Origin of the sequence: Mycobacterium arosiense ATCC BAA-1401 = DSM 45069 (genome assembly GCF_002086125.1) — a bacterium.
Taxonomy (GTDB): domain Bacteria; phylum Actinomycetota; class Actinomycetes; order Mycobacteriales; family Mycobacteriaceae; genus Mycobacterium; species Mycobacterium arosiense.
Genome location: NZ_MVHG01000063.1, coordinates 14544 through 30490, shown reverse-complemented (window position 1 = coordinate 30490; position 15947 = coordinate 14544). Strand labels below are relative to the sequence as shown.

The window sequence follows — 15947 nt, the reverse complement described above, 5'->3', positions numbered from 1 at the left end:
GCCCCGGCGCCGTCCGCCTTGCCCGCCGTCGCGACCGCCCCCAGCCCCGTCGCACCGGCTGCGGCCCCGGCCACGGCGCCGGCGCCCACGCCCACCACGACGACGAGCACGGTGGCCAGCGCGCCACCGGCTCCGCCGGCTCCGGCCGCCCCCGCGGCGGGGTTCTTCCCTCCCTACGTCATCGGCCCCCCGGGGATGGGCACCGGCTCGGGCATGAGCGCCGGCGCCAGCTCCAGCGCGAAAAGAAAAGCGCCCGAGCCGGATAGCGCGGCGGCCGCCGCGGCAGCGGCCGCGCGCAACAGCGCACGCGCACGGCGGCGACGGCGCGCGACGCAGCGTGGCCACGGTGACGAGCCGATGGACATGAACGTCGACGTCGACCCCGACTGGGACGCCTCGCTCGCATCGGAGCGGGGCGCCGGGGCCCTCGGGTTCGCCGGCACCGCCCGCAGGGACGCGGTCGCCCCGGCGGCCGGGTTGACCACACTGGCCGTCGACGAGTTCGGCGATGGCCCGACGGTGCCGATGACGCCGGGCACCTGGGACCGCGACGGTGCGGCGCCGCGCAGCGAGGACCGGGACGTCTAGCAACGGGACAACTGGATAACCGTCGCGACCCCGGCGATCCGTCCCGAGGGGGCCGGTGCGCGCCGAGATAATGACGCGGTACAGACGCTGAAGCACGGGCGCAGGTTGCGGCCGGGTCGATGCAAGTGCTGGTGGATCCCGACGCTGCAGGCCACCGCCATCACCCGCATCGACGCCCCGCCGAACCCTACGCCTACCCGCGCCGACCCTTCAGTTGCTCTGACCGCCTACCCAACGTTGCTGGCGCCCGAGGCGGCCTGGGACGGGCGCGGTTTCCCATTGTCCGAGCTGCAGCCACTCGCGCAGTTCGGCGGCCGCGTCGCTGTCGGCGATGGGGCCGATCCAATGGGCCGGGCCGCAGGCCACTCGGTCGTTCGTGCAGGGCTGCAGCACGGCCATGACGCCGCCGCCGGCCGGGCGGGACGCACAGGTGAGCGGTCCGAGCATGCAGGAGGCAGTGACCAGCATGGCGTGCGGACAGCGCCGAATGGCCGGCCGCAGTTCGTCGATCACCGACAGTTCATCGGCGACCGCGCAAGCCGCGCAGACGATCACGGTGAAGGGGCGATCGGTGCCCCGGCGCGACGAGGTCACCGCGGTGTGTGCGGTCCGGGGTAGGGCAGCAGCGCCATTTCACGGGCGTTCTTGATGGCCGCCGCGACCTGTCGTTGCTGCCGGACGGACAGGCCGGTGACCTGGCGGGACCGGATCTTGCCGCGTTCGGAGATGAACGTGCGCAGCGTCGCGGTGTCCTTGTAGTCCACCGTGTCCAACCCCAGAGCGCGGAGCGCGTTCTTTTTGGCCGAACGGCCGGTCGCCAGCGCGGGCCGGGGGGTGCGGGTGCGGGCGGCTCTCCTGGCCATCACCAGCTCGCCTTCCGCACCCCGGGCAGCTGCCCGGCGTGCGCCAATGCGCGGACACGGACCCGGGATAATCCGAACTTGCGCAGGTGGCCACGTGGGCGCCCGTCGACCGCGTCACGGTTGCGGACTCGCACCGCGCTGGCGTCGCGGGGCTGGCGGGCCAACGATTCTCGCGCCGCCGCCCGCTGTTCGGCGGTGCTCGCCGGTGCGCGGATGATCTCTTTGAGTTCGGCGCGACGTTGGGCATAACGGGCCACGATCGCGCGGCGGCGCTCGTTCTTGACGATCTTGGACTTCTTGGCCATGTTCAGCGCTCCTCGCGAAACTCGACGTGGCGGCGGATGACCGGGTCGTACTTGCGCAGCACCAGCCGGTCGGGGTCGTTGCGACGGTTCTTGCGGGTGATGTAGGTGTATCCGGTGCCCGCCGTGGAGCGAAGCTTGACCAGCGGACGAATCTCATTGCGTGCCATCAGATTCGCTGCCCCTCGCGGCGCAACCGGGCCACTACCGCCTCGATGCCGTCGCGGTCGATCACCTTGATGCCCTTGGCGCTGACCCGCAGCCGGATCCGGCGCCGCTCCGAGGGCAGGTAGTAGGTCTTGAGCGCAATGTTGGGATCCCAGCGCCGCGAGGTCCGGCGATGGGAATGCGAGACCGCCCTACCGAAACCCGGTCGGCGGCCGGTCACCTGGCAGTGGGCGGACACGTGCACCTCCATTGTGGCTTATTGAAAATCGTTTTCGACAAGGCCCGACCCGAACGGTACCGTATGTGACGGCTAGATGAAAATCATTATCAATAAGGAGGACGATGCGGACGCCCGTCATCCTGGTCACCGGCCAGAGGGACACCGACCCGGTCGTGGGTGCACTGCTGAGCAACCCGGGAACACTGGTGGTCGAGCATCTCTTCGACGGTCACGTGGTGCGACGGACCACAGCGTCGCTGTCCGACGGCGTCTTGACGTCCGACGAGAGCGGCCTGGAACTCGCGCATGGCTGCATCTCGTGCACCATCCGCAACGACCTGCTGGTGTTGCTGCGCCAGTTGCACCGGCGCGACGACGTCGACCGGATCGTCGTGCACCTAGGGCCTTGGCTGGAGCCGGAACCAATCTGCCTGGCGATCAAGCACGTTCGGGTTCGCGTGGCGCCTGGCTACATCGACGGGCCGGCGGCCCTGGATGTGTCGATCGCCGCCGTGGTGACCTGCGTGGACTCGTCGGCGTGGCTGAGCCAAGCGCTGGGTGAGGACGAATTGGACGATGGACGCACCGAGGCTCAAGTGGTGATCGGGCAGGCCGAATTCGCCGATGTGGTGGTGCTCAACCGCCCCAATCCGTTCGTCGCCGCCGTGCTGCGCCGGCTGTCGCCGCGCGCTCGCCTGCAGGTGGGTGCCGACGGCATCGAAAATGCGCTGAACAACCTGCATCGCGACACCCGACGCGGCCGCAGCGACGACCCCCACGGGCCGCTGCTGGCCGGTCAGCCCCCGCTGGAATCACGGGGTCCGATCAGCTTGGTGGAGTTCAGTTCCCGCCGGCCTTTCCATCCACAGCGCCTGCACGCCTGCCTGGACCTGCTGCTCGACGGCGTGATCAGAACCCGCGGGCGGCTCTGGCTGGCGGGACAGCCCGATCGGGCGATGTGGTTGGAATCGGCCGGCGCCGGGCTGCGGGTCAGCTCGGCCGGCAAGTGGCTGGCCGCCCTGAGCGGCGCCGAGCTCGACGGCGTCGACGCGGAGCGAAGGATTTTCGCCGAACTGGCCTGGGACGAGCGGCACGGCGACCGGCACACGGCGATGACCATTTTGGTGTGCGGCGCAAAACCGGCCGATATCCTCGACGCCCTGCACGGCGCGCTGCTCACCGACGAGGAGATGAGGCGTCCGCGTGACTGGGTCGGTTATGACGACCCCTTCGGCGACTGGCATCAGGAGCCGTGCGGGGACCGGGCGGAAGTCGCCGACAACGCGGCCCGGCATACCGGGCACGACACCGGCCCGTCATGAAATCCGGCGTCCCTCCCGACTAGCAATCCAGTTCGCGCACCGTCGAATGGCAAACACCGCCCCGGCCGTCCAAAGCGAGCCATTCGTGTTGCGCGCCACCGGAAAAGGCGTGTCGGTGGCGCGGCGTAGTGTGGGTCGGGTGCGAAGCGAAGGCGATACCTGGGACATCACCACGAGCGTGGGCTCCACCGCGTTGTTCGTGGCAACAGCGCGGGCATTGGAGGCGCAAAAGCCCGACCCGCTGGCCGTCGATCCATACGCGGAGGTCTTCTGCCGCGCCGTGGGCGGTTCGTGGGCGGACGTGCTGGACGGCAAGGATCCCGACCATCAGCTGAAGACCGCCGACTTCGGCGAGAACTTCGTCAACTTCCAGGGGGCCCGCACCAAGTTTTTCGACGAATACTTCCGCCGCGCGGCGGACGCGGGGGTGCGACAGGTGGTCGTCCTGGCCGCGGGCCTGGACTCGCGCGCCTACCGCTTGGACTGGCCGGCCGCGACCACCATCTTCGAGCTCGACCAGCCGCAGGTGCTCGACTTCAAGCGCGAGGTGCTCGCCAGTGCCGGCGCCCAACCGCGCGCCGAGCGCCGTGAGATCGCCATCGATCTGCGTGAAGACTGGCCGCAAGCGTTGCGCGACAGCGGTTTTGACCCCGCCGAGCCGTCCGGCTGGATCGCCGAGGGCCTGTTGATCTATCTCCCGGCGACTGCTCAGGAGCAGCTGTTCACCGGCATCGACACCCTGGCCGGTCACGGCAGTCACGTCGCGGTCGAAGATGGCGCCCCGATGCAGCCCGAGGATTTCGAGGCCGCCGTGGCCGAAGAACGGGCGGCGACCGCGCAGGGGGACGGCCGGGTGTTCTTCCAGCTCGTCTACAACGAGCAGCACGCGCCCGCCACCGAATGGTTCGGCCGGCACGGCTGGACCGCGGTCGGCACTCCCTTGGCCGACTACCTCCGCGAGGTCGGGCGTCCGGTACCCGGCCCCGACACCGAGGCCGGCCCGATGATCGCGCGCAACACCCTGGTGAGCGCCGTCCGGGCCTGACGCATCGGCACAGAACCGGCCGCGATCACTGATCAAGGCCGGAGTTCGGCGACGGTCCTTCGCCGCCGACGTTGCCCGGCAAAGCGATCAGCGCGGAACTTTTCTGCTCTGCCGCCCGACTACTGGCTGCGTGATCGTCGTGCCGGCTATCCGGCGGTGGCGACCGTCGAGCTCACCACATCGTCAAGGAGTCGCTGCTATGACCGCGCCGGTGCGGACGGTGCCGTCCCTGATCCGCTCGGTCGCGGCGGACGGTCGCAAGATAGCCGCACCGAGTTGATAATGAAAATGATGTTCATTAAGGTAGGGCCGTGCTGTGAGGCAGCCCGACGTGTGGCTGTGAGTTTGCCGAAAAAGCGGATAAACGCTACCCGAAAAGTCCTCAACAGCGGTAAAAGAGGGGCAGTGAAGTGGTGAGTCGGACGGGCCCGAACGTCTCGACAGTTAGCTTATGCAATGCTAACTTCAGGCGGGGTAAGTTAGGGGAGACTACGTACATGAGAAGACCCGGCCGTGGAACTCGGTGACACCGGCATGCTCACAGCTCAACCCGTTGTTTCGCGAGCGGACGCCAGAGTTGACGAGGACGTCGTCAGCCGGTTCGCCACGTGCTGCCGGGCGCTCGGCATCGTGGTCTACCAGCGCCAGCGTCCCGCCGATCTGGCCGCCGCGCGCTCCGGTTTCACTGCGCTGACCCGTATCGCCCACGACCAGTGCGACGCGTGGACCGGTCTTGCGGCCGCGGGCGACGTGTCCCTGCGAGTGCTCGAGGCGGTGTCGCGCAACGTCGCGACCGCCGGCACGCTGCAGCGCCAGGTCGATCTGACGCCCGGGTCGCTGGGCTTCCGCTACGACACCGGACTGTATTTGCAGTTTCGGGCCGCGACGCCCGACGACTTCCACCTCGCCTACGCCGCCGCGCTGGCAACGGCCGGACGATTTGCTGAGGCGGACGAAATCGTCGCCGGCCTGACCGCCGGACGCCCGAACTGGCGGGAGGCCCGCTGGGTCTTTACCGTCATCAACTACCGCGCCGAGCGCTGGTCGGACGTCGTCAAGCTGCTGACCCCGATCGTCAACGACCCGGACCTCGACGAGGCGTTCTCGCACGCCGCCAAGATCGCCCTGGGTACCGCGCTGGCTCGGCTGGGCATGTTCGCCCCGTCGCTGTCGTATCTGGAGGAGCCCGACGGTCCCGTCGCGGTGGCCGCCGTCGACGGCGCGCTGGCCAAGGCGCTGGTGCTGCGCGCACATGTGGACGAGGACTCGGCGAGCGAGGTGTTGCAGGATCTGTACGCCGCGCATCCGGAGAACGAGCAAGTCGAACAGGCCCTGACCGACCCGAGTTTCGGCATCGTGACCACCACCGCGGCCCGTATCGAAGCCCGTACCGATCCCTGGGATCCCGAAACCGAGCCCAGCGCAGAGGATTTCATCGACCCCGCCGCGCACGAACGCAAAGCCGTGCTGCTGCACGAGGCGGAACGCCAGCTGGCCGAATTCATCGGACTCGATGAGGTCAAGAACCAGGTTTCGCGGCTGAAGAGCTCGGTCGCCATGGAACTGGTACGCAAGCAGCGCGGACTCGCGGTCGCACAGCGCGCCCACCACCTGGTGTTCGCCGGCCCGCCAGGGACCGGTAAGACCACCATCGCCCGCGTGGTCGCCAAAATCTATTGCGGCCTGGGGCTTTTGAAGCGGGAGAACATCCGAGAGGTACACCGCGCCGACCTCATCGGCCAGCACATCGGCGAGACCGAGGCCAAGACCAACGCCATCATCGACAGCGCACTGGACGGCGTGCTGTTCCTCGACGAGGCCTACGCGCTGGTCGCCACGGGCGCCAAGAACGACTTCGGGCTGGTGGCCATCGACACCCTGCTGGCGCGGATGGAGAACGACCGCGACCGCCTGGTGGTCATCATCGCCGGATACCGCGCCGACCTGGACAAGTTCCTGGACACCAACGAGGGCTTGCGTTCCCGATTCACCCGCAACATCGACTTCCCTTCTTACGCACCGTCGGAGTTGGTCGAGATCGCGAACACGATGGCCGAGCAGCGCGACAGCATCTTCGAACCGGCCGCGCTCGAACACATGGAGGCGTTGTTCACCAAGTTGGCCACCGAGTCGACCCCGGATGCCAACGGAATCTCGCGACGCAACTTGGACATCGCCGGTAACGGTCGATTCGTCCGAAACATCGTCGAACGCTCCGAGGAAGAACGGGAGTTCCGGCTCGACCATTCCGAACACGCCGGAACCGACGAATTCAGTGACGAGGAGCTGATGACGATCACCGACGACGACGTCGCACGGTCGGTAGAGCCGCTGCTGCGCGGTCTTGGCCTGTCGGTGCCGGCATGAGCTCCGATCACGAGCCCGACGACCGCCGTTCGTTCGCGTCGCGCACGCCGGTAAACGACAATCCCGACCAGGTGGAGTATCGCCGCGGTTTCGTCACCCGCCACCAGGTCACCGGGTGGCGGTTCGTGATGCGGCGGATCGCCTCCGGTATCGCCTTGCACGACACCAGAATGCTCGTCGATCCGCTGCGCACCCAGTCCCGCGCGGTGGCGATGGGCGCGGTCCTGCTCATCACCGGACTGGCCGGTTGCTTTGTGTTCTCCCTGATCCGGCCGAACGGCACGGTGGGTACCAACGCGGTGCTGGCCGATCGCTCGACCGCCGCACTGTATGTCCGCGTCGGTGACGCCTTGCATCCGGTGCTCAACCTGGCGTCCGCCCGGCTGATCACCGGCCACGCTGTCGACCCCACCATGGTGAAAAGCAGTGAGCTGGACCGCTTTCCGCGGGGCAACCTGATCGGCATCCCGGGTGCACCGGAGCGCATGGTGCAAAACCCTTCGCACGACGCGAACTGGACGGTCTGCGACGCCGTCAGCGAGCCTGCCCAGGGCGGCCACGCCGCGCACAGCACCGGCGTGACGGTTATCGCGGGCCGGCCGGACAGCAGCGGTGCGCGCGCTGCCGCACTCGCGTCAGGGCAGGCGATCCTGGTTGACAGGGATGGCAGCACCTGGCTGTTGTGGGACGGCAGGCGATCGCAGATCAACCTGACCGACCACGCCATCACGAACGCACTCGGCCTGGGGCAGAACAACTCCGAGATACCCGCGCCCCGTCCCATCGCGCTGGGCTTGTTCAACGCGATTCCCGAGGGACCGCCGTTGGCGGCGCCGGGCATCCCGAACGCCGGCGCCCCGGCGCCGTTCGGCGTGTCCGCACCGATCGGCGCGGTAGTGGTCTCCTACGCCCTGGATCAGAGCTCCTCGGGCGCGCCGCGCTACTACGCGGTGCTGCCCGATGGCCTGCAGCAGATCTCCCCGGTGCTCGCCGCCATCCTGCGCAACACGAATTCCTATGGGCTGGACCAACCACCGCGGCTGGGCGCCGACGCGGTCGCCAAGCTGCCGGTGTCGCGGATGCTGGACACCGCGCGGTATCCGGATCGACAGGTCAGCGTGGTGGACACTGGCACGTCCCCCGTCACGTGCGCCTACTGGACCAAGCCGGCCGGGGCCGCGACCAGCTCGCTGAACCTGTTGTCCGGCTCGGCACTGCCGATCGCCGAATCGATCCACAGCGTCGATCTGGTTGGCGGCGGTGCCACGACGAATGGTGCCGTGGCCACCCGCGTCGCCCTGGCGCCCGGCACCGGTTACTTCACCCAGACCGTCGGTGGCGGCCCGGACTCGCCGGGCACCGGATCGTTGTTCTGGGTCTCCGACACCGGCGTCCGCTACGGGATCGACAACGAGGCCGAGCACTCGGCCGCCGGACACGGCAAAACCGTTGAGGCCCTTGGTCTTAGCGGGTCGCCGGTCCCCATTCCGTGGTCGGTGCTGTCGCTGTTCGCCAATGGTCCGACGTTATCGCGCGCCGACGCGCTGCTGGCACATGACGGGCTCACGCCCGACCAGAAGCCCGGCCGTGTGGCAGCTGCCGAGGGAGCCCCCCGATGAGCCGACTGATTTTCGAAGCGCGCCGCCGGTTGGCGCCGCCGGTCACCCGCAAGGGCACCATCGCCATCGAAGCCCCGCCCGAGCTGCCCCGGGTGATTCCGCCGTCGTTCCTGCGCCGGGCGATGCCCTATGTGCTGGTGATCCTGATCGTCGGCATGATCGTCGCCCTGTTCGCCACCGGGATGCGGCTGATCTCGCCTCAGACGCTGTTCTTTCCGTTCGTGCTGTTGCTGGCCGCGACCGCGATGTACCGCGGTAACGACAACAAGACGCGCACCGAGGAGGTCGACGCCGAACGCGCAGACTACCTGCGCTACCTGTCGGTGGTCCGGGACAACATCCGCACCCAGGCAACCGCGCAGCGCGCCGCCGCGCACTGGTCGCACCCGGAGCCGAGTGCGCTGGCGAGCGTGCCGGGATCCCGTCGGCAGTGGGAGCGTGACCCGCACGATCCCGACTTCCTGGTACTGCGGGCCGGCCGCCACCACGTGCCGCTGGCCACCGCCCTGCGGGTCAACGACACCGCCGACGAAATCGACCTGGAACCGGTGTCGCACAGCGCATTACGCAGCCTGCTCGACACCCATCGCACCGTGCGCGACGTGCCGACCGGAATCGATTTGACCAAGGTCTCCCGGATCACGGTGCTGGGCGCCGAAGACGACGCGCGGGCGGCGCTGCGCGCCTGGATCGCTCAGGCGGTGACCTGGCATGACCCGACCGTGCTCGGGATCGCAGTGGCGACTCCGGACTTAGAGAGCCCGGACTGGTCCTGGCTGAAGTGGTTGCCGCACATCGACATTCCCGGTGAGCTCGACGGGGTCGGCCCGGCCCGCTTCATGTCAACCAACGCCGACGACTTGGTCGCGAGCCTGGGCTCGGCGCTCGTCGACCGTCCGGCGTTCACCGGCGAGCCCGCCGATGCGCTCCGTCATCTGCTGATCGTCATCGACGACCCCGACTACGACCTGAACGCCTCGACCCTGGCGCTGGGCCGGGCGGGCGTCACCGTCGTGCACCGCAGTGCCACGGCGCCGAACCGTGAGCAGTATTCGGACCCCGAAAGGCCGATCCTGCGGGTCGCGAACGGCGCCATCGAACGCTGGCAGACCGGCGGGTGGCAGCCCTATATCGACAACGCCGACCGGTTGGGCGCGGACGAGGCGGCGCACCTGGCGCGCCAGCTGTCGCGCTGGGACTCCAACCCGACCCACACCGGCTTGCGCTCGGCGGCCACCAGCGGTGCCACGTTCACCACGATGCTGGGCATCTCGGACGCCTCCCAACTGGACGTCCCAACGCTGTGGGCGCCGCGCCGCCGCGAGGACGAGTTGCGTGTTCCGATCGGGGTCACCGCGACCGGTGAGCCGCTGATGTTCGACCTCAAGGACGAAGCCGAGGGCGGCATGGGTCCGCACGGGCTGATGATCGGTATGACGGGTTCGGGCAAGTCCCAGACCCTGATGTCAATCCTGTTGTCGCTGTTGACGACTCACCCGGCCGACCGGTTGATCGTCATCTACGCCGACTTCAAGGGTGAGGCCGGGGCCGACAGCTTCCGTAACTTCCCGCAGGTGGTCGCCGTCATCTCCAACATGGCCGAGAAGAAGTCGCTGGCCGACCGGTTCGCCGACACGCTGCGCGGCGAGGTGGCCCGCCGCGAGACGCTGCTGCGTGAAGCGGGCCGCCGGGTCCAGGGCAGCGCGTTCAACTCGGTGGTGGAGTACGAGGCCGCTTGCCGATCCGGGGCGGCCGGAACCACGGACCTGCCGCCGATCCCGACGCTGTTCGTGGTCGCCGACGAGTTCACGCTGATGCTGGCCGACCACCCCGAATACGCGGAGTTGTTCGATTACGTTGCGCGTAAGGGCCGCTCGTTCCGCATCCACATCCTGTTCGCGTCGCAGACCCTGGACGTCGGCAAGATCAAGGACATCGACAAGAACACCTCCTACCGCATCGGTTTGAAGGTGGCCAGCCCCAGCGTTTCCCGCCAGATCATCGGTGTCGAGGATGCCTACCACATCGAATCCGGCAAGGAGCACAAGGGCGTGGGCTTCCTGGTGCCCGCCCCGGGTGCGACGCCGATCAAGTTCCGCAGCACCTATGTCGACGGCATCTACGACCCGCCCCAGAAGGTCAAATCCTATGTGGTGCCTTCAATTCCGGAGCCCAAACTGTTCACGGCCGGACGGGTCGAACCGGATCAGGACACCGTGATCACCGCCCCCGAGGAAGACGACTTCACCGGGCCTCCTCGCAAGCTGATCGCCACCATCGGCGAGCAGCTGGCCCGCTACGGTCCGCGGGCGCCGCAACTGTGGCTGCCGCCGCTGGACGAGCCGATCCCGCTGACGGCCATGCTGGCGCGCGCCGGCGTGCCGCCGCGGCAATGGCAGTGGCCGCTCGGCGAGATCGACAAGCCGTTCGAGATGCGGCGCGACCCGCTGGTCTTCGACGCCGCCTCGTCGGCCGGGAACATGGTCATCCACGGCGGCCCCAAGTCGGGCAAATCGACCGCGCTGCAGACGTTCATCCTGTCCGCGGCCAACCTGCACTCGCCGCGCGAGGTCACCTTCTACTGCCTGGACTACGGCGGCGGCAAGCTACGGGCGCTCGACGGCCTGGCGCACGTCGGCAGCGTGGCGTCCGCGCTCGAGCCCGAACGCATCCGGCGTACCTTCGGGGAACTCGAACAGCTGCTGCTGTCGCGGCAGCGGCGACAGGCGTTCCGGGACTCCCGCGGTGCGGCCCCCGACGACGGCTTCGGCGAGGTGTTCCTGGTCATCGACAACCTCTACGCGTTCGGCCGCGACAACACCGACCAGTTCAACACCCGAAACCCGTTGCTGGCCAAGGTCAGTGAGTTGGTCAACATCGGTTTGGCCTACGGCATCCACGTCGTCATCACCACCCCCAGCTGGCTGGAGGTGCCGCTGGCGATGCGCGACGGGCTCGGCTTGCGACTCGAACTCAAGCTGCACGATCCGCGCGACAGCAATGTGCGGGTGGTCGGCGCGCTGCGCCGGCCCGCCGAGGCGGTGCCGCACGACCAGCCCGGGCGCGGATTGACCATGGCCGCAGAGCATTTCCTGTTCGCCGCCCCGGAGCTCGACCAGGTGGCAGCTATCAACGACCGTTACCCGGGCCTGGCCGCGCCGCCCGTGCGGCTGCTGCCGACCAACCTCGCCCCGGAGTCCGTCGGGTCGCTGTATCGCGGGCCGGAGCAGGTCGTCATCGGCCAGCGCGAGGAGGATCTCGCGCCGGTGGTGGTCAATTTCGCCGAGAACCCGTTGTTGATGGTGTTCGGCGACAGCAAGTCCGGGAAGACCACGCTGCTGCGTCACCTCATTCGCACGGTCCGCGAGCACTCGACGCCCGATCAGGTGGCCTTCACGGTGCTGGATCGGCGGCTGCACCTCGTCGACGAACCGTTGTTCGCCGACAACGAGTACACGGCCAACGTCGACCGCATCATCCCGGCGATGCTGGGCCTGGCCAACCTCATCGAATCGCGGCGCCCGCCGGCCGGCCTGTCACCCGCCGAGCTGTCCCGCTGGACGTTCGCGGGCCAGACCCACTACCTGGTCATCGACGACGTGGACCAGATACCGGATGCGCCGGCGATGAGCGGGCCCTACGTCGGGCAGCGCCCGTGGACCCCGCTGATCGGGTTGCTCTCGCAGGCAGCCGATTTGGGGATCCGGGTGATCGTCACCGCACGCGCCACGGGCTCGGGGCACGCGTTGATGACGAACCCGCTGCTGCGCCGCTTCAACGATCTGCAGGCGACCACGCTGATGCTGGCGGGCAATCCGCAGGACAGCGGCAAGATCCGCGGTCAGCGATTCGGCCGGTTGCCCGCCGGACGGGCGATCCTGTTGGGCGACGGCGATGGTCCGACGTATGTGCAGTTGGTCAACCCCTTGATCGGGGAGTCCGTAATGGCAAGTGAAGCGCAACGGGAGGAGTAGAGATGACGTTGCGAGTGGTTCCCGAAGGTCTGGCCGCCACCAGTGCTGCGGTGGAGGCCCTGACGGCCCGGCTGGCGGCCGCGCATGCGGCGGCGGCCCCGGCCATCACCGCGGTGGTGCCGCCGGCGGTCGATCCGGTATCGCTGCAAACCGCCGTAGGATTCAGCGCCGCGGGCCAGGAGCACTCCGCCATGGCGGCCCAGGGCGTCGAAGAGTTGGGCCGCGCCGGCGTGGGCGTCGGTGAAGCCGGCGCAAGCTATCTCGCGGGGGACACCGCGGCCGCGGCGACGTTCGGGATCGCGGGCGCCTGAGTATGATCGCCCCCCTCGCGCCCATCTGGATGGCTTCGCCACCCGAGGTGCATTCGGCGTTGCTGAGCGCCGGTCCAGGGCCGGGGCCGCTGTTGGCGGCCGCCGGCGCGTGGGCCGCGTTGAGCGCCCAATACGCCTCGGCGGCAGCCGAACTCAGTGGGCTGTTGGGGGAGGCCCAGGCCGGCGCGTGGGAGGGGCCGAGCGCCGAGCAATACGTCGCGGCCCACCTGCCCTACCTGGCATGGCTGCAGCAGGCCAGCGCGGACAGCGCGGCCGCCGCCGCGCAGCAAGAGGTCGCGGCGACGGCGTATGCGGCCGCGTCGGCGGCCATGCCGACGCTGGCGGAACTGGCCACCAATCACACCGTGCACGCGATCCTGGTGGGCACGAATTTCTTTGGCATCAACACCATTCCGATCGCGGTCAACGAGGCCGACTATGCGCGGATGTGGGTCCAGGCGGCCACCGTCATGAGCACCTACCAGGCGGTGGCGAGTTCGGCCCTGGCCGCGGCACCGCGCACCACGGCGGCGCCATCCATCGTCAATCCCGGCGGCCAGATCAACAGTGTGGTGACCAACGCCTCACAGAACAGCCCCGCGGACTGGTGGCAGAACTTCGTCCAGCAGTTGTCCAAGTTCTTCCAGGACTTCTTCCAGAACATCCAGCAGATGTTGCAGAGCTTCTCCTCGAATCTGCCGGCCTTCCTGGCGGCCAACGGCCCGCTGCTGTTCTTCGTTGCCTACCAGGTGTTCTTCAACGCGGTCGGCTGGCCGACCTGGGGCGCGATCCTGACCGCGCCGTTCCTGATTCCGCTGCTGCTGGGCATCGGCCTCAGTTCCTTGCTCACCACACCCGTCGAGGCGGCCGCGCCCGAGGCCGCCCCCGCCGCGGTGGCTCCGGTGCTGGCGTCGAACAAGCCGCCGATGTCGCCGGCGGTCGCGCTGGCTCCGACGGCGGCGGCCCCGGCCGGGGCCCCGGCCACCACGGTCGCCGCGGGTTCGCCGGCGCCCGCGGCGCCGGCGCCGGCGGCCGCGGCCAGCAACTTCGCCTACCTGGTTGCGGTCGGCGGCGACCCGGACGCCGGGGTCGGACCCACGCTCGGTGGCAGCGGCGGTGCCAAGGCTCCGGCGGCCACCGTCCCCGCGGCCGGTGCCGCGGCGGCCAGCCGCGCCGAGTCGCGGGCGAGGCGCCGTCGGCGGGCCGCGCTGCACGACCACGCCGACGAGTTCGCGGACATGGAATCCGATTTCGGCGTGCCGCCGGATTTCGGTGACGAGGAGGCGCTGGCCGCGGCCGTCGCATCCGCGCGGGGCGCCGGGCCGCTGGGTTTCGCCGGAACAACGCAGCGGCAGAAGGCTTTTCAGGCGGCCGGATTGACCAAGCTGGCCGACGACGACTTCGGCGGCGGCCCACGCATGCCGATGGTGCCTGGCACGTGGGAGCACGAAGCCGGCAACGGAACGGGCCCCACCGACCCGGGGAAAGGGGGGTAAGGCAGTCAGCCAGTCACAGATGAAATATCGAATCTCCAACGGACGCAACAGAAAGGAATCAACATGAGTATGTTGGACGCTCACATTCCGCAGTTGGTAGCCGCACAGTCGGCCTTCAGCGCCAAGGCGGCGTTGATGCGCAGCACGATCAGCCAGGCCGAGCAGGAAGCCATGTCGGCGCAGGCGTTCCACCAGGGTGAGTCCTCGGCCGCCTTCCAGGCCGCGCACGCGCGGTTCGTCGAGGTCGCCGCGCGGGTCAACACCCTGCTCGACATCGCACAGGCCAACCTCGGTGACGCCGCCGGGACCTACGTGGCCGCCGACGCCGCCGCCGCCTCCGGCTACACCGCGTTCTGAGCCCACCGCTAGCAACTTCGAAAGGACTTGTCATGTCGCAGATCATGTACAACTACCCGGCGATGTTGAGCCACGCCGCCGACATGTCCGGATACGCCGGCACCCTGCAGGGGCTCGGTTCCGACATCGCCAGCGAGCAGGCCACGCTGTCCAACGCCTGGCAGGGTGACACCGGTATGACCTACCAGGTGTGGCAGGCCCAGTGGAATCAGGCGATGGAAAGCCTGGTGCGCGCCTACCAGTCGATGGCCAGCACCCACGAGGCGAACACCATGTCCATGCTTGCCCGCGACCAGGCCGAAGCCGCCAAATGGGGCGGCTAGTTCGTGGCTGAACGAGCCTGATGCAGCAAGCGCCCAACGCCGTCGAGCTGACGGTCGATCACGCGTGGTTCATCGCGGAAACGGTTGGGGCGGGGAGCTTTCCCTGGGTGCTGGCGATCACCTCGCCCTATCGTGATGCCGCGGAGCGCAACGCGTTTTTCGACCGTCAAAAGGCCGAGCTAACCGAGCTGGGCCTGATCTCGGGAGACGGACTCGTCAACCCCGCGGTCGCCGAGTGGATCAAGGTGGTGTGTTTTCCGCAGCGGTGGCTGGACCTGCGTTACGTCGGCCCCGCCAAGGACACCGGTGAACCCGGCGGCGCCGAGTTGCTGCGCGGCATCGTCGCGCAGCGCAACGGTGTGGCCGGCAGGCCGTCGATCACCGTGGTCGCGTTGCGCAGCGCACAGCTGATCACCTTCACCTCGATGAACATCGACGATCCACGCGCGCTGGTGCCGGTGCTCACTGTCGGTCTCGCGCAACGGCCGCCGGCGCGGTTCGATGACTTCAGCATGCCGATGCGGGTCGGGGCGAGAGCCGACGAGCGGCTGCGTTCGGGTGCCCCGCTTGCCGAAGTCCTCGATTACCTGGGCATTCCGCAATCGGCGCGAAAGGTGGTGGAATCGGTGTTCAACGGGCCGCGCAGCTATGTCGAGATCGTCGCCGGCTGCCACCGCGATGGCCGGCACTCCACCAGCGAGGTGGGGATGAGTATCGTCGACGCAGCCGAGGGACGGGTGCTGGTCAGCCCGTCCCGCGCATTCGACGGCGAGTGGGTTTCGACCTTCGCCCCCGGAACCCCATTCGCGATCGCCGTCGCGATCGAACAACTGACCGCTTTGCTGCCAGACGCCGGATGGTTCTCCGAACACCGGCTGACCCGAGACTTCTCCCCGTCCACACTGTCCGTCAAACACTGAAAGAACTAGAGAAGAGAGCACGATGTTCGAGCAACGGCCCCAACACGTTTCGAGGGTCCGGTGACGTCCGGA

Annotated in this window: 16 protein-coding genes; 11 read left to right on the top strand and 5 right to left on the bottom strand. The window is 68.6% G+C overall.

Annotation, left to right across the window (positions count from 1 at the left end; genetic code table 11):
* On the top strand, positions 1 to 588 hold a 588-nt coding region (locus BST14_RS20195; RefSeq protein ID WP_497795590.1), incomplete at its 5' end, for a PPW family C-terminal domain-containing PPE protein.
* A 210-nt stretch (positions 589 to 798) separates the two neighbouring features.
* Here BST14_RS20195 and BST14_RS20190 read toward each other — a convergent pair.
* Genes BST14_RS20190 through rpmB form a run of 5 tightly spaced genes read right to left on the bottom strand, consistent with a single transcriptional unit; the run spans position 799 to position 2159 of the window.
* Complete coding sequence (locus BST14_RS20190; RefSeq protein ID WP_083066153.1) at positions 799 to 1182, bottom strand: hypothetical protein; 384 nt, start codon at positions 1180 to 1182, stop codon at positions 799 to 801.
* Positions 1179 to 1451 carry a 30S ribosomal protein S18 gene (rpsR, locus tag BST14_RS20185; protein ID WP_083066152.1) on the bottom strand — a complete coding sequence of 91 codons (273 nt, stop codon included), beginning with the start codon at positions 1449 to 1451 and terminating at the stop codon, positions 1179 to 1181. Before rpsR ends, BST14_RS20190 begins: the two co-directional genes overlap by 4 nt.
* Entirely contained in the window at positions 1451 to 1756 is a 306-nt protein-coding gene (gene rpsN, locus BST14_RS20180) for a 30S ribosomal protein S14 (RefSeq protein ID WP_083066150.1), read from the bottom strand. Before rpsN ends, rpsR begins: the two co-directional genes overlap by 1 nt.
* Positions 1757 to 1758: 2 nt before the next feature.
* On the bottom strand, positions 1759 to 1923 hold the full coding sequence (gene rpmG, locus BST14_RS20175; protein ID WP_003873955.1) for a 50S ribosomal protein L33: 165 nt from the start codon (positions 1921 to 1923) through the stop codon (positions 1759 to 1761).
* Complete coding sequence (rpmB, locus tag BST14_RS20170) at positions 1923 to 2159, bottom strand: 50S ribosomal protein L28 (RefSeq protein ID WP_083066158.1); 237 nt, start codon at positions 2157 to 2159, stop codon at positions 1923 to 1925. Before rpmB ends, rpmG begins: the two co-directional genes overlap by 1 nt.
* Before the next feature lie 104 nt (positions 2160 to 2263).
* On the opposite strand from rpmB, the gene mrf reads away from it, so the two are divergent.
* The 10 genes from mrf to BST14_RS20120 all read left to right on the top strand — a co-directional run bounded on the left by mrf (position 2264) and on the right by BST14_RS20120 (position 15875).
* On the top strand, positions 2264 to 3463 hold the full coding sequence (mrf, locus tag BST14_RS20165) for a ribosome hibernation factor-recruiting GTPase MRF (protein ID WP_083066148.1): 1200 nt from the start codon (positions 2264 to 2266) through the stop codon (positions 3461 to 3463).
* Between the two features lie 139 nt (positions 3464 to 3602).
* A complete protein-coding gene (locus BST14_RS20160; protein ID WP_083066157.1) occupies positions 3603 to 4508 on the top strand; it encodes a class I SAM-dependent methyltransferase in 906 nt (301 codons plus the stop codon).
* Positions 4509 to 5021: 513 nt separating this feature from the next.
* Positions 5022 to 6875 (top strand): type VII secretion system ESX-3 AAA family ATPase EccA3, encoded by a 1854-nt coding sequence (gene eccA3, locus BST14_RS20155; protein WP_083066146.1) that lies wholly within the window; start codon positions 5022 to 5024, stop codon positions 6873 to 6875.
* Positions 6872 to 8494 (top strand): type VII secretion protein EccB, encoded by a 1623-nt coding sequence (gene eccB / locus BST14_RS20150; protein ID WP_083066144.1) that lies wholly within the window; start codon positions 6872 to 6874, stop codon positions 8492 to 8494. The genes eccA3 and eccB overlap by 4 nt, the downstream gene beginning before the upstream one ends.
* Positions 8491 to 12468, top strand: a complete 3978-nt coding sequence (gene eccCa / locus BST14_RS20145) for a type VII secretion protein EccCa (RefSeq protein WP_083066142.1) — start codon at positions 8491 to 8493, stop codon at positions 12466 to 12468. Before eccB ends, eccCa begins: the two co-directional genes overlap by 4 nt.
* 2 nt (positions 12469 to 12470) lie before the next feature.
* Positions 12471 to 12779, top strand: coding sequence for a PE family protein (locus BST14_RS20140; RefSeq protein WP_083066141.1), 309 nt, complete (start codon positions 12471 to 12473; stop codon positions 12777 to 12779).
* Between the two features lie 2 nt (positions 12780 to 12781).
* Positions 12782 to 14275, top strand: a complete 1494-nt coding sequence (locus BST14_RS20135; protein ID WP_211280773.1) for a PPE family protein — start codon at positions 12782 to 12784, stop codon at positions 14273 to 14275.
* Positions 14276 to 14338: 63 nt separating this feature from the next.
* Entirely contained in the window at positions 14339 to 14632 is a 294-nt protein-coding gene (gene esxG / locus BST14_RS20130; protein WP_007768837.1) for a type VII secretion system protein EsxG, read from the top strand.
* A 32-nt stretch (positions 14633 to 14664) separates the two neighbouring features.
* Positions 14665 to 14955 carry a WXG100 family type VII secretion target gene (locus BST14_RS20125; RefSeq protein WP_083066139.1) on the top strand — a complete coding sequence of 97 codons (291 nt, stop codon included), beginning with the start codon at positions 14665 to 14667 and terminating at the stop codon, positions 14953 to 14955.
* Between the two features lie 20 nt (positions 14956 to 14975).
* On the top strand, positions 14976 to 15875 hold the full coding sequence (locus BST14_RS20120; protein ID WP_083066138.1) for an ESX secretion-associated protein EspG: 900 nt from the start codon (positions 14976 to 14978) through the stop codon (positions 15873 to 15875).
* The last annotated feature ends 72 nt before the right edge of the window (positions 15876 to 15947 follow it).

What these genes read in the sequence shown, in the direction of transcription:
- rpsR (WP_083066152.1), bottom strand. Translation starts at nt 1,451, where the DNA reads ATGGCCAGGAGAGCCGCCCGCACCCGCACCCCCCGGCCCGCGCTGGCG.
- rpsN (WP_083066150.1), bottom strand. Translation starts at nt 1,756, where the DNA reads ATGGCCAAGAAGTCCAAGATCGTCAAGAACGAGCGCCGCCGCGCGATC.
- rpmG (WP_003873955.1), bottom strand. Translation starts at nt 1,923, where the DNA reads ATGGCACGCAATGAGATTCGTCCGCTGGTCAAGCTTCGCTCCACGGCG.
- mrf (WP_083066148.1), top strand. Translation starts at nt 2,264, where the DNA reads ATGCGGACGCCCGTCATCCTGGTCACCGGCCAGAGGGACACCGACCCG.
- eccB (WP_083066144.1), top strand. Translation starts at nt 6,872, where the DNA reads ATGAGCTCCGATCACGAGCCCGACGACCGCCGTTCGTTCGCGTCGCGC.
- eccCa (WP_083066142.1), top strand. Translation starts at nt 8,491, where the DNA reads ATGAGCCGACTGATTTTCGAAGCGCGCCGCCGGTTGGCGCCGCCGGTC.
- BST14_RS20140 (WP_083066141.1), top strand. Translation starts at nt 12,471, where the DNA reads ATGACGTTGCGAGTGGTTCCCGAAGGTCTGGCCGCCACCAGTGCTGCG.
- BST14_RS20135 (WP_211280773.1), top strand. Translation starts at nt 12,782, where the DNA reads ATGATCGCCCCCCTCGCGCCCATCTGGATGGCTTCGCCACCCGAGGTG.
- esxG (WP_007768837.1), top strand. Translation starts at nt 14,339, where the DNA reads ATGAGTATGTTGGACGCTCACATTCCGCAGTTGGTAGCCGCACAGTCG.
- BST14_RS20125 (WP_083066139.1), top strand. Translation starts at nt 14,665, where the DNA reads ATGTCGCAGATCATGTACAACTACCCGGCGATGTTGAGCCACGCCGCC.
- BST14_RS20120 (WP_083066138.1), top strand. Translation starts at nt 14,976, where the DNA reads ATGCAGCAAGCGCCCAACGCCGTCGAGCTGACGGTCGATCACGCGTGG.